This is a genomic window from Shewanella dokdonensis (assembly GCF_018394335.1).
GTDB lineage: Bacteria > Pseudomonadota > Gammaproteobacteria > Enterobacterales > Shewanellaceae > Shewanella > Shewanella dokdonensis.
The window spans coordinates 1,713,578-1,726,040 of record NZ_CP074572.1; the positions used below are offsets into that span (position 1 = coordinate 1,713,578).

Genomic DNA, 12,463 nt, shown 5'->3' on the forward strand with positions numbered 1-12,463 from the left:
CACTGACACTTAAGCCTTCCCTATACTGCCTCTTCTGAATTTTTGTGGAAAATCCCTTCAATGATCGGCAGTTTCAGTTTGCAGGAACGTCAGCGCAAGGTGCTGTTCACCTTACTCGCAGCCATATGTCTCTTACCCGGCGTCACATCGCCGTTGGCCTTAATCCTGGGGTTTATTCTGGCAAATCTCGGCTGGCTCCCCAATGACTGGGAAATTGGCAAACTCACTAAAAAATTGTTGGCCGTTTCCATCGTCGGCCTGGGTTTTGGCATTCCATTGCAACAAGCCATTGATATCAGCACCCATAATCTGCCGTTGATCCTCGGGAGCATTATCATGACGCTGCTGATTGGTACGCTGCTCACCAAATTGCTGCGGCTGGAACAACGCACGGGTCATTTGATTGCTTGCGGCACCGCCATCTGTGGTGGTAGCGCCATCGCGGCGGTTGCCCCCGCTATCAATGCCAAAAGCGAACAGACGGCCATTGCACTCGCCTGTGTGTTTATTCTTAACTCGATCGCGTTATTTATTTTTCCGGTGATTGGTCATCTGCTGGCGATGAGTCAGCACGATTTTGGCGTCTGGAGCGCGATTGCCATCCACGATACCTCGTCGGTGGTGGGCGCGGCATCGGCTTACGGTGAAGAAGCTTTGAAAACAGCCACTACCATCAAACTAGCTCGGGCGTTGTGGATTATTCCGGTTGCTGCCTTAAGCGCTGTGGTATTTGGTGGCAAAGGCCGCATGGTGATCCCAGCGTTTATTCTGTATTACTGTCTCGCCATCGCCATCACTAGCCTATTACCGCAGGGACACGCCCTGTATCAACTGCTATTTGTGGCGGGCAAACATACGCTGGTAGTGTGTTTATTCCTGATAGGCTGTGGCATTACGGTCAAAAAACTACGCACCCACGGCCGATTACCATTACTGATGGCAAGCTTATTGTGGTTGGCCATCGGCAGTGGCTCACTGCTATGTGTGTTGTGGCTTAGCTAATAACCAGCGTTTAAGCCGCCTGTACACCTTCGGCTGCTGGCTGAATAAAATCTTCCATAAACCAGGCACAAAAACTGTGGCGCCCATCGACCCCAGCTTTGGTGTAGATAGAAGATGCCTGCTGCCTGACGGTTTTTCCTTGGTGCTGCGCACACCAGATATCTCTTTGAAACTCAGTCCTTTTAATAACAGTAATGCCACTTCCTGCTCGCTACGGGTGAGCGACCAGAGTTCAAACTGTTGCTGTACGGCCTGAGTATATTCCTGCCTAGCCGCCTGCATCCGGCTGGAAATATTGCAAATACGGGTATCGGCCCGTTTCAGCTGCGCTGCGAGTTGCCGGATTTTACGGGTTCGCTGCAATAAATCGGTACTGATATACAGTGCGCCCAACGCCGATAGCGCCACCAGCAAACTCTCCTGAATAATGTGCCAAGTGGGCACACCCAGTTCCACATCTGACAACACGTCCAGCAGGTTTAGCAGCATTATTACGCTGAGCAGCGTAATCATCAGCCAATCCTTCATTTTTATAACTCCTGGAAATAAATCCTTTTACATCAAACAAATAGTCATATGGTACAGATGTACCATGACCAGCATTTATGATACAGCTCCCCGACGATCCCAGCACTATTTTGTGTCAGGCTGATGTCGTTGTTTTCCTCGGCGATCATGGCTTATGAAATTCCGAAATTATTCTTTAGTGCTAGCACTGCTAGTGCCAGCACTGGCTTTGTCGGCGACCGCTGACGAGGCAAAAACTGCATTGCTTAAGCAAACACAGTCCAGACTACACAATTATTCGGCACAACTCACACCTATTTACCAGAGTTCTGACTGGTTGATAGGACTGCCCACCATCAGTATTAGCCATCTGCAAGGACTCGATAGTCGCCGCAGTTACGAGCAGCAATTGTCTTTGAATCTGCCGTTTAAATCGCCATCGATGCAACGCCTAGAGGCGGCACTCAAACCATTAGATGAACAGTTACAACAGCAGCAGAGCAAACTGCAACTCTTGTATCTGTCAGGATTGCTCCGTCAATACTGGTGGCAACAGCAATTAGCGGTGGCCGAGCTGGCACAGCAACAGCATAAACAGCAACTGCTGCAACAACTACTGACGCGGCAGCAAGCGCTGAGCCATAGCGGCGAAGCCCCGGCCAGCCAACTGTTAATGCTGCAAAAAGAGTTGTTGGATCTGCAACTGCTGACCTTGCCATTACAGCAGCAACTTGCCAGTGCCAGTGATGCACTGAGACGGCTAACGGGACTCAGTCAACTGCCCTCACTTGATGAAAGCGCGCGGGTATTACCCCAAGATGACGGCATCAGTAACCCGCTCTGGCAACTGGCGAGCATTCAGCTACAACGCCAAAAATTACTCGGCAAAGCCATGACTGACGGTAGCAACACGCCTTGGATACTGTCTGTTAATGCAAAAATACCGCCACTCCTGGCATGGAAGAACAAGCCATTGGTCTGGCGCTGGATATTCCGTTACCTGTCAGCAATGGCCTGAGCCAGCAGGAAGTTGGCACGCTGGTAGAGCAGCAGTTGAATCTGCAACAACAGCAACAACAACTGATGCTACAGACCCGGCTGCAACTAGATGAATTGCAACAGCAACAGGTACAACTACAGCAACAACAACAGCTGTTACAGCAAACATTGCAGCTCACGCAACAGCTCACCGAGGCGCTGGCGGCCACCAAACAACAGGGATTGGCCCAATACCAGGCATGGTTGCGCAGCTATGTTGAAATGCTCGATAGCGAAAGTCGCCTGGCACTCAACCAACTGGCGCAATCCCAATTACATTCCAAACAATTGCAAGCTCTTGGAGTTACCTTATGAAATGGATCTCACTGCTCGGCAGTAGCGTATTAGCACTGTGCAGTGCGGCCACCCTTGCGGGTGAGCTGGCCGTGGCCGACCTTGGCAAGCTGACGTTACACTACACCCAAGTAAAAACGGTGCAACAACTGCCCGCAAGTCCGGTGCCTGCGGTTGTCACGGCTGAAGTCGGCAACACTTTTTTCGTCGCGGTACCAGAAACCATTCAGCAGCGGCACTGGCTGGTGGCTGAAGGTGCAGCCGTTAGCGCTGGTCAACCATTGGTATTGCTGCAAGGTGCAGGCATTCACCATTTTTATATGCAGTTCGATGCCGCCAAAGAAGCCTTCAATCTGGCACAAAGCCGTTATGAACATAACCGCAAATTGCACGCGAACGGGACTATCGGTGCCGAAGTGTGGAGCCAGATCAGTATGCAGTACCATGATGCCAAGCTGAAGTTTGAGCACATGCATCACTTCATGGAACTGTTGCAGGATGCCCCAGAGCAACAAGGTTCGCTGCTAAAAGCCCCAATGTCTGGCATCTTGCGCTACGGTGATGCTAGTCAGCCATTGGCCGATGGTGGGTTATTGCTGGGGATAGTACCAACAAGTGACATCCGCCTACAGGTACGGCTGCCATTATCGCTCGCCGCCGTCACAACGATGATTGATACTGGCCACTGTCAGCTAGCGTTGGCTCGGCGTGATAATGTTGCAGAAGCGGGTTTTGTTAACGCTTGGAGCGCAGCAATCACAGCACCATGCAAGCTTACCCTTGGGCAACAACTACAGGTAACCCCCATAAGACAGCTGCAAGCGCTGCAACTTCCCAAACAGAGTGTCTATTCCTGGGGAACGGGGAGTCAGGTATTGCGTCATCAGGGCGAAAAACTGCTGTCCACCGACATCACTATTCTGGCCGTTGATGGCGATAACTATCTGGTTCAATCACAACCAGAGCTGCAAAACAGCGAGGTGCTGAGCGACTCAGTGGCCGCGGCCAAGGGTCTGCTGCTGGGATTGGGAGGCGAGTAACATGCTAAATGGCATTATCCGTTTCTCGCTAACACAGCGACTATTTATGCTGATCACCGGGCTGATCCTGGCCGGGGCAGGCAGTTATGCTTGGTTGGGTATTCCGTTGGATGCCTTCCCGGATATTTCACCGACTCAGGTCAAAATTATTCTGAAAGCACCCGGCATGACGGCGGAAGAGATTGAATCGCAGGTGACAGTGCCGGTGGAAACCGAGCTATTGGGTATCCCGAAACAAGCCATATTGCGCTCCACCACCAAATACGCCATTACCGCCATTACCCTAGACTTTAATGAAGGCACCGATATTTACTGGGCGCGTCAGCAAGTCAGCGATCGTTTAGCGGCAGTGAAAGACAAGCTGCCAGCAAACATTGAGGGCGGCATCGCGCCGATGAGTACCCCGCTCAGTGAAATCTTTATGTTTTCACTGGAAAATCCGTCAATGTCTTTATTGGAGCGGCGCCAGTTGCTGCAATGGCAAATCAGGCCATTATTGCGCACTGTGCCTGGCGTGGCCGATGTCAATATTCTGGGGGTTATGCTAAAACATTGCAGATAACCCCAAACCCGGTGGCGATGGCACAAGCGGGGATCAGCCAAGACCAGCTGATTGCACGCATTAATGCCAGTAACGCCAATACAGGAGCCGGGCGCATCACCATAGGTACCGATAATTTTACCGTACGCACCGAAGGCCGCATCGGTTCCATCGATGCCCTGCGCAACATGGTGATTATTGCCAATGCTAACGGCACCTATCATCTACAAGACCTGGCCGAAGTTGAGATTGGTCATCTGGCGCGCTACGGAGCGGTTACCCGCAACGGCAGTGAAACCACTGAAGCATTGATTGTAGCTCTGAAAGACTCCAATACCGCCGATGTGGTCAAGGCGGTGAAGCAGAAACTGGCACAAATAGAACCGACCTTGCCGCCAGGCAGCAAACTCAATGTGTTTTACGACCGCGCCAATCTTATCAGCACTGCCATTGGCACAATTTCAGAAGCGCTAGTAGAAGCGGTAGTGCTGGTGATTGTGTTGCTGGCACTGTTTCTTGGTAACGTCCGCGCCGCGCTGGTGGTATCACTGGCGCTACCACTGGCAGCGCTATCTACCTTTGTGTTAATGCGTTATTTCCACCTGTCAGCCAACCTGATGAGTTTGGGGGCTTGGTTATCGCCATCGGCATGTTGGTGGACTCGTCGGTGGTGGTGGTGGAAAACATGGTGAACCAGTTGGCAGGTGGACAACGCTTGCCCAGATTACACCTGATTTACCGAGCCACTAAAGACGTGGCAACCCCAGTGGTTTCCGGCACGGTTATCGTCATCATAGTATTCTCGCCATTGCTGACGTTGAGCGGGCTAGAAGGCAAGATGTTTTCGCCCGTGGCCATCACCATAGTGTTTGCCATGTTGTCGGCGCTGGCGCTAGCGCTGACCATCATTCCGGTGGTGGCATCCTATCTGGTGAATGAAAAAGCGGTAGAAGAACCTAAGTTTGTCCACTGGCTCAAACACCATTATCTACAGTCACTGGAATGGGTACTGCACCATGGCAAGCGCTTTGTCACCATTGCGACTGTACTGCTGGTGATGAGTTTTGGCCTGTTTGCATTGGTAGGAAAAACCTTTATGCCGACCTTGGATGAAGGTGACATTATTTTGCAGTTAGCCAAGTCGCCCTCTATTTCACTACAGTCGTCGTTAGATTTAGATACCCAGATAGAAAACCACCTGCTACAAACTGTGCCCGAAATCCGCCAACTGGTGGCCCGTACCGGTGCCGATGAGCTGGGGTTGGATCCGATGGGACTGAATGAAACCGATGTGTTCCTGCAACTGAAACCCGTCGCTGAATGGCGCTTTGATACTAAAGAGCAACTGATTGACGCGATTCGCGCCGAAGTGGTGAAATTCCCCGGCATTGATTTCAACTTTACCCAACCTATCCAGATGCGGGTTTCAGAGATGCTCACCGGCAGCATTGGTGACGTTGCTATCAAAATCTTTGGTGATGATTTGGCAGCATTGAACCGACTTGCCGGACAGATCAGCGATATCACCAGCACGACCACCGGCGCCCAAGATGTGAAAATGGCGATGACTGAAGGCAGCCCGTTTATCAACTTGAAGTTGAAAGATGGACTCGCCAGTCGCTACGGCATGGATGCTACGGCATTTGGCAGCTATCTTAAGAGCCAGTTGGAAGGGGTGATGGTGACAGAGGTGATCCAGGGCAAAAAACGCACCCCAGTATTGATTGCCCATCCAAATGACAACATCAACAGTCTGGTACAGCTGCAACAGCAGGTGATCTTGCTGCCGGATGCGTCCCTCAAACCACTGAGCGAGCTGGCCGACATCGGCTATCAGCAAGGGCCAATCCGCATCGACCGTGAACAGGGCAACCGCTTTGCCGTGGTCACCACCAATGTCAGTGGCCGCGATATCGTCAGCTTCGTAGAGGAACTCAAAGGCAAGCTGGCAAGCCAACTAACGCTGCCAAGCGGCTTTAGTCTCAGCTTTGGGGGCGAATTTGAAAACCAGCAACGCGCCACCAATAACTTGCTGCTGGTGGTGCCGGTTGCCATCATGCTGATCAATCTGATCCTGTTTACTACCTTTGGCACCATAGCTAAAGCATTGCTGATCCTGGCAAATGTTCCTTTTGCGATGATGGGCGGCATCATCAGCTTGTTCTTGTCAGGGGAATATCTGTCAGTACCCGCCTCAGTGGGATTTATCGCTTTGTTAGGGGTTGCGGTACTCAACGGGGTGGTGATGGTCAGTTACTATGAACAGTCACGCCACATGTTTGCCACACTGGAAGAACGGGTAAAACAGGGCGCGGCACGCCGCTTAAGACCCATTATGATGACAGCGACCACCGCCATGTTCGGCCTGATCCCGCTGGCATTTGCCACTGGCCCAGGAGCAGAAATTCAACGGCCACTGGCCATTGTGGTTATTGGCGGCTTGATCACATCGACCATTACCACCCTGTATTTACTGCCGCTGTTGTATGAAACGCTGGAGAAACGCAAATGAAGCAACTGTTAGTGCTGATTGCCCAGCACAATATCAAGGATGATATTGTCGACACCTTGATGTCACTGGACTATCTGTCTGGATTCAGTCTGGTGGATATCTGTGGTTTCAGCCGCGAACACAGCCAGTACAATCTGAAAGAACAGGTGGAAGGCTACCGGGAGTTTTACAAGTTTGAGATTATGCATCCGCAACAATCGCAGGAAGCATTATTAACGACGCTGGCGGCGGTCTGCCAACATAACCCCTGTCGTTACTGGATAGTGCCCATCGCCAGCAATGGTGTACTCGGTCAGGGGCAACCCTAATCTGGCATTAGTGTTTGGCATTCCGGTCTGATGACCGGATGCCGCGCTGCTGCCAGCAGATAAACCCTTGCCACAACAGGATGAAGGTGATCAGCTCAAACAGTGCACGCCACAGTGCTGAAAGTTGCAGATCCAGCAGCACCAGCGCTGTGATAGCTAACAAAATAATGGCCGCAAATGACTGCACAGGTTTCATCATCTTTCCTTCATCGATAACGATGGTCATTATCGTTACCGCTGCCGGTTCCGACCAAGATTCAAAAACCATATCTAATAACTATATATATTTTTATAGCTATTAATTATTAAAAACCCCTATGCCACTAAAGCTCGCCGCCGCAATGGATTGAAATACAGCACATAGCGCAGAGCAACATAGCTCACAATCACGGTTGCGACCACTAGCTCCAACTGTGCCAGAGTATGCAACTGCATCACTGTTTGCGGCGGCAACTGCCACTCCCGAAACCAGGCTTCGGTTTTGAATAGTGCAGTTGCTCCTATCACCATGGGAAAGGTAAATGCGGCGAAACCTGGGCTAAACGGCAAGCGTAACAGCTTGAAAAACGCCAGATAGATAATGCCGGTCATCAGCACTGCAATCCCCAGCAACAGGCTTACCAGCAGCGGTGATGGCTGCTCGATCACTGTCAGATAACCTGCCAGTGACAGACTGGCCGGGGCCGCTAGAATCGCAATGGTGGGTTTGGCAGCATCGGCGACTTCTGCCATAAAAATCAATCGATACAACATCAACGGCAGCATCAAGCCATAGCAGATAATGCCAAACCACAACAGTCCATGCGCCAACGGCAGCATCGCTGGCCCAGGGCAGGCAACATCCGCCACAATAATGCCCACCGGCGGCACAAACCAGCTAGGTACCATATGGGACAATTCAAACTGACGTAGTCGATGAAAGCAAAACACCAATAGAAACAGCAGATGCAGCAACACCGCCAGCAACCATAATCCCGTTCCCACCTGCCCGGGGATCGCTTTGGATACCACCATAGCCGCCATAGCAAACGTTGGCACAACACTGCCGACTACCGGATGCGCTAAATCCTGCCACAGTGATTGTGGATGTAGCACAAACTTGCCCAATAACAGCAACAACATAGCCGCAGCAATGACTGCACCAAAGGCTTGTGCCTGACCACTAAACCATCCGCTGTTTTCCCAACACCAACCCAGGCTGGCAATACCTAATGCCAAACCTGCCATAGGTGTTGGCGCGGCCGCCAGACGAGAGGGATAGAACCCCATAAAAGTGCTCCTGCTGGTGAAAGTTCAACGCATCATAGAAAGCTTTTGGTATTTGTGATATCTAAATGAATTGAATTATTTGTATAGAAAATCTAAACAATGATCAGCATCAAACAGCTCCAGGTATTTGCCGCCATTGCCCGCTACGGTAATCTGAGCCAAGCCGCAGAAGCGCTATTTCTCAGCAAAGGCGCGGTGTCGCAGTCACTGGCAGAGTTAGAACGACAGCTAGCTACCCAGCTATTTGACCGGGTACATCCCAGATTGCAGCTCAACAGCCAAGGGCAACAACTGCAACCACTGGCGGATGAGGTCTTGGCAAGAGTGCAAGATATCAATCAGTTGTTCAGGGCTGAAGCCATTGCTGGCGGCACTTTACGGCTAGGCGCTAGCCAGACCATAGGTAACTACCTGTTACCGCAGTTGTTGGCGGCATTTCCAGAGGCCGATATTCGCGTAGAGATCAGTAATACCCACAAACTGTGCCAACAATTGGCGAATTTTGAGTTGGATCTGGCGTTGATTGAAGGGCGCAGCCATCTGCCCCAATTACAGCAACAACCCTGGTTACAAGACGAGATGCTGCTAGTTGCAGCCCAGCAGCATCCACTCGCGCAATACGCCAGCGTACAGTTAACCGATCTGGAAAATGCCCACTGGGTGTTGCGCGAAGCCCATTCTGGCAGCCGCGAACTGTTTGAGCAGCAGCTAGCACCAAAATTAACCAAGGTAGGGCGGATTTTAGAACTGAACTCACTGGAAGCCGTGATGCTGGCAGTAGAACAGGGGCTGGGGCTGACATTGATTTCCAAGCTCGCAGCCGCGCGCCACCTCCATGATGGCACATTAAAACAGCTGCCTCTGGCGCTGCATTTCCCTCGGCAACTATCGCTGGTGTGGCACCAACAGAAATACCTGAGTGCGCTGGCGCAGCAATTTATTCACCATTGTCAGCATCAATCCTTTGCTTAACTCACGGTATCTTGCCGGGGTTTAAGCAAGAATTGTCCCGCAATCGCCAGCAAGCAATAACTCAGAAAGCACCAGAATCCCAACTCAAAGTTAGCGCTGGTTCGTACCAAATCGCCCATGCCAGCAGAAGCATCGCCAGCCAGAAAGCTGATAATCAACGCCACCACAAACACATCGGCCATTGACCACTTGGCAATGGCATTGGTAACCGCGGCAAGGTTACGTCGTGCGCCTGGCTGCAACGGCAGTAGCACAGAAATCAGCAACAGCAGCAGTTTTAACGCTGGGATCACCACCGAAAATAGTGCCACCAGCACCGCCACCAGCAGATTGCCGTGTTGCTGTAACTCTGTCACCGTTCCCCAAATGCTGCGACTTTTGTGGAAAACTTCCACCTCACCTTGCAGATGATCGAGCCCTAATAACCCGGCCACCATGCCCAACATACTGCGCGCCTGTTGTTTGCCATCGGCGGAATCTTTGCTGACACTCTCGGCGATCATATCCATGCCAGTTGCTGACAACTTAGCTTTTTCAACGTGACCATCGATGGTCAGGATTGGCAAGGTCACTCCTGGCACTAACAACGCCAGCGACAATAACAGCAACAGTACCGCTTTCCAGTTTGACATCATGCCTCCAAAACCAACGGGCCTGCAGCATACAGGCCCGTTCAGTGTAACGACTTCGACAAACGATGTCTGGTCTAGTAAAAGGGGTTGGGTCCACCGCCATGCTTGACGGTGAAATTCCACGTTCAATGTTCAGTTCAGATTTTTTCAGATCCACCAGCGCCACATCGGTGTAATGCTTATGTTTATTGGAATAGAAGCACTTAACCACCGGATGTAGCACATCGCGGTCTTCCGTTTCCCACACAATGCCTACCCGGCCATCAGACAGCTCAACCAGAGAACCCACGGGGTAGACGCCGATACAACGGATAAATTCATAGACCAAGCTTTCGTCCAAATGAAATGGCGTGAGACTGAGCAAAATTTTAAATGCCGATGCCGGGCTCATGGCTTCCTTATAACAACGGGTGGCCGTTAGCGCATCATAGATATCCACAATACAACTCATGCGCCCATGCAGGGGTAACTGCTCGCCTTTAAGGCCACGAGGATAACCGCGGCCATCAAGTTTTTCATGGTGCATCAGGCACACATCTTTGCTCACTTGTGATAACCCCTGCGCTTCACTCATGATAGGAATCGCGTACACCTGATGTAGTTTCATGTGCTCGAATTCTTCCGGCGTCAGCTTGCCGGGCTTGTTCAGCACATTGCTGTCTACCTTGATTTTGCCGACATCGTGCAGAATACCGCCCACCGCCAGTTGCCGTAGCATGTCGCGATCCAACGCCAGATAGCGGCCAAAGGTCACCAGCAACACCGCAACATTGACTGAATGTTCCAGCAGGTAGGCATCTTTACTGCGCAATGCCGACACACATTTGAACGCATCGGCGTTATCCATGACCGACTCGATCATGTTTTCTGCAAGCGCTTCCACTTTTGCCACTTCAATGGCTTTGCCTTCGAAGGTTTCAGACAGCACTTTACGCACTAACCCTTTGGCTTCATGTAGCAATTCGCTGGCTTGTTTCTGCGCTAATTCACGGTTTTTAGTGCCGTTGGTATTAATGGTATTGTTAGCAACCATTGCGGCGGCGGGAGAATTGTCGGTGGTAAATGAGGAGCGAGCAGGATCTATCCAAACGAAACTAATGCCTTTGCTTTTCAGCTTCACCAGCAGTTCCATATTGGAAATACGGCCCGCATTAGCCACCATCACCTGTTCGCTGTTTTCGATGGCCGCCACATACATACCAATCTCCAAGCTGGAAACCGGTAGTTTAATCAGATCTGCTTTTGGCAACGTCTCTGTCATACAGTTGCTCCAACAATAGGCCGACGCTTCACGGCAACTATCTCACCTGATGTCAGGCTGACTCGCTCAAGGAGTCAAACGTGGACAGCACTATATTATAGATAAAATTAGTTTTTACCTACGAGCAAATCCGACTTCTCATTGGTTATCACAGAATTGATAGCAAGGCATTGAAAACTGGTGGAAGTCCAGCGGCGGTAGGCACAGTTATAGCAACTGCGGGGCACATCATCTACCTGTTCATCTTCATCATCTTCAGCAAAATAACGGCACTGCAATGCTTGAGTTCTTGCTTCATCAGCCGCTTCTTTACCTGCAATAAAAACCCAATTGCCGTGTTGGTTGCTAAACCGTGACAAGTCAATCATCAGTATTCCTTGAGTTGCAATTTAGAAGCGTTGCACCAGCGACCATCGACATGTGACACCAACAACGCAAAACGCCCTTGCGCCATCACGGCCTTCACTTTACCGCAAAGCCACACCTCATCCTGTGGCTGCAACCAAAGACCATCAGTGGCTAACACGCCTTCCAACTCGCCTTGTTGCAGGAGATCTCCCACCTTAAACGGCCGTGGTACTTCAGTTTGTCCCAACTGTAACTGACCTTTAACCCGCCCATCATTACCAGACAGCCGCAAACCCAGCCCAGCCAGCGCACCAATAACCCCTGGCCGGTGCCACCGTGTTCACTGAGATCGATGTTCAGCTGTTGTGCCAGTTGATAAGCATCGGTTTTAGTCAGCACTTGCTGCTTGGCGGCTTTGCCAAACGTCAGTAACGCTTCAGCATCGTCAAGTTGCGGCAGATGCACAATCGCCAAGCCGGGATCAGCGGCCGCCGCCGATTCCTGCCGCAAATGCGCTACCGCAAGCGCTTTAATTTCCGCTACCGACAATGGGCCATCGTAGGCAAAACACATGGCGCTGTTATGGGAGGTATAAGGGATATCTTCGTGTACATACAGCTGATGCCGGGTTACTAACGAAACAGACCCCCTTGAAGACAGAGTAGTGCGGCAATTTCACTGGCAATCTCGCCAGTGCCTTTGGTGCCAATATCGTCGGTATCATCAATACTAATCAGCC

Annotated in this window: 12 protein-coding genes and 3 pseudogenes; 7 read left to right on the forward strand and 8 right to left on the reverse strand. The window is 51.2% G+C overall.

Annotated elements, in window-relative coordinates; translation table 11 throughout:
- Positions 1 to 60 precede the first annotated feature (60 nt).
- The gene (locus KHX94_RS08240; protein WP_213683034.1) at positions 61 to 1,002 is read left to right on the forward strand and encodes a YeiH family protein; all 942 of its coding nucleotides are present in this window, start codon (positions 61 to 63) and stop codon (positions 1,000 to 1,002) included.
- A gap of 10 nt (positions 1,003 to 1,012) precedes the next feature.
- Here the strand turns inward: KHX94_RS08240 and KHX94_RS08245 are convergent.
- A pseudogene (locus KHX94_RS08245) lies at positions 1,013 to 1,530 on the reverse strand (helix-turn-helix transcriptional regulator).
- 154 nt (positions 1,531 to 1,684) lie between these two features.
- Between KHX94_RS08245 and KHX94_RS08250 the strand changes: the two are divergent.
- The 5 genes and pseudogenes from KHX94_RS08250 to KHX94_RS08270 all read left to right on the forward strand — a co-directional run bounded on the left by KHX94_RS08250 (position 1,685) and on the right by KHX94_RS08270 (position 7,242).
- Complete coding sequence (locus tag KHX94_RS08250; protein ID WP_213683035.1) at positions 1,685 to 2,527, forward strand: hypothetical protein; 843 nt, start codon at positions 1,685 to 1,687, stop codon at positions 2,525 to 2,527.
- Complete coding sequence (locus KHX94_RS08255; protein WP_213683036.1) at positions 2,467 to 2,862, forward strand: hypothetical protein; 396 nt, start codon at positions 2,467 to 2,469, stop codon at positions 2,860 to 2,862. The genes KHX94_RS08250 and KHX94_RS08255 overlap by 61 nt, the downstream gene beginning before the upstream one ends.
- Positions 2,859 to 3,881, forward strand: coding sequence for an efflux RND transporter periplasmic adaptor subunit (locus tag KHX94_RS08260; RefSeq protein WP_213683037.1), 1,023 nt, complete (start codon positions 2,859 to 2,861; stop codon positions 3,879 to 3,881). Before KHX94_RS08255 ends, KHX94_RS08260 begins: the two co-directional genes overlap by 4 nt.
- A 1-nt stretch (position 3,882) precedes the next feature.
- A pseudogene (locus KHX94_RS08265) lies at positions 3,883 to 6,934 on the forward strand (efflux RND transporter permease subunit).
- On the forward strand, positions 6,931 to 7,242 hold the full coding sequence (locus tag KHX94_RS08270; protein ID WP_213683038.1) for a DUF3240 family protein: 312 nt from the start codon (positions 6,931 to 6,933) through the stop codon (positions 7,240 to 7,242). The pseudogene KHX94_RS08265 and the gene KHX94_RS08270 overlap by 4 nt, the downstream one beginning before the upstream one ends.
- A gap of 7 nt (positions 7,243 to 7,249) precedes the next feature.
- Here the strand turns inward: KHX94_RS08270 and KHX94_RS08275 are convergent, their stop codons facing one another.
- Both KHX94_RS08275 and KHX94_RS08280 read right to left on the reverse strand, forming a co-directional pair.
- The gene (locus KHX94_RS08275) at positions 7,250 to 7,468 is read right to left on the reverse strand and encodes a hypothetical protein (protein WP_213683039.1); all 219 of its coding nucleotides are present in this window, start codon (positions 7,466 to 7,468) and stop codon (positions 7,250 to 7,252) included.
- A gap of 89 nt (positions 7,469 to 7,557) precedes the next feature.
- Positions 7,558 to 8,511 carry a TDT family transporter gene (locus tag KHX94_RS08280; RefSeq protein WP_213683040.1) on the reverse strand — a complete coding sequence of 318 codons (954 nt, stop codon included), beginning with the start codon at positions 8,509 to 8,511 and terminating at the stop codon, positions 7,558 to 7,560.
- Positions 8,512 to 8,610: 99 nt separating this feature from the next.
- Between KHX94_RS08280 and KHX94_RS08285 the strand changes: the two genes are divergently transcribed.
- Entirely contained in the window at positions 8,611 to 9,483 is an 873-nt protein-coding gene (locus KHX94_RS08285; RefSeq protein WP_213683041.1) for a LysR substrate-binding domain-containing protein, read from the forward strand.
- On the opposite strand, the gene KHX94_RS08290 is transcribed toward KHX94_RS08285, so the two are convergent.
- The 5 genes and pseudogenes from KHX94_RS08290 to KHX94_RS21440 all read right to left on the reverse strand — a co-directional run bounded on the left by KHX94_RS08290 (position 9,480) and on the right by KHX94_RS21440 (position 12,297).
- On the reverse strand, positions 9,480 to 10,118 hold the full coding sequence (locus tag KHX94_RS08290; protein WP_425314051.1) for a paraquat-inducible protein A: 639 nt from the start codon (positions 10,116 to 10,118) through the stop codon (positions 9,480 to 9,482). The genes KHX94_RS08285 and KHX94_RS08290 overlap by 4 nt on opposite strands.
- A 76-nt stretch (positions 10,119 to 10,194) precedes the next feature.
- A pseudogene (locus KHX94_RS08295) lies at positions 10,195 to 11,376 on the reverse strand (cyclic di-GMP phosphodiesterase); the annotation flags it as partial.
- 107 nt (positions 11,377 to 11,483) lie between these two features.
- Positions 11,484 to 11,744 (reverse strand): hypothetical protein, encoded by a 261-nt coding sequence (locus KHX94_RS08300; RefSeq protein ID WP_213683044.1) that lies wholly within the window; start codon positions 11,742 to 11,744, stop codon positions 11,484 to 11,486.
- On the reverse strand, positions 11,744 to 11,938 hold the full coding sequence (locus tag KHX94_RS21435) for a hypothetical protein (RefSeq protein WP_342345816.1): 195 nt from the start codon (positions 11,936 to 11,938) through the stop codon (positions 11,744 to 11,746). The genes KHX94_RS08300 and KHX94_RS21435 overlap by 1 nt, the downstream gene beginning before the upstream one ends.
- Positions 11,896 to 12,297 (reverse strand): hypothetical protein, encoded by a 402-nt coding sequence (locus KHX94_RS21440; protein WP_342345817.1) that lies wholly within the window; start codon positions 12,295 to 12,297, stop codon positions 11,896 to 11,898. Before KHX94_RS21440 ends, KHX94_RS21435 begins: the two co-directional genes overlap by 43 nt.
- Positions 12,298 to 12,463 lie beyond the last annotated feature (166 nt).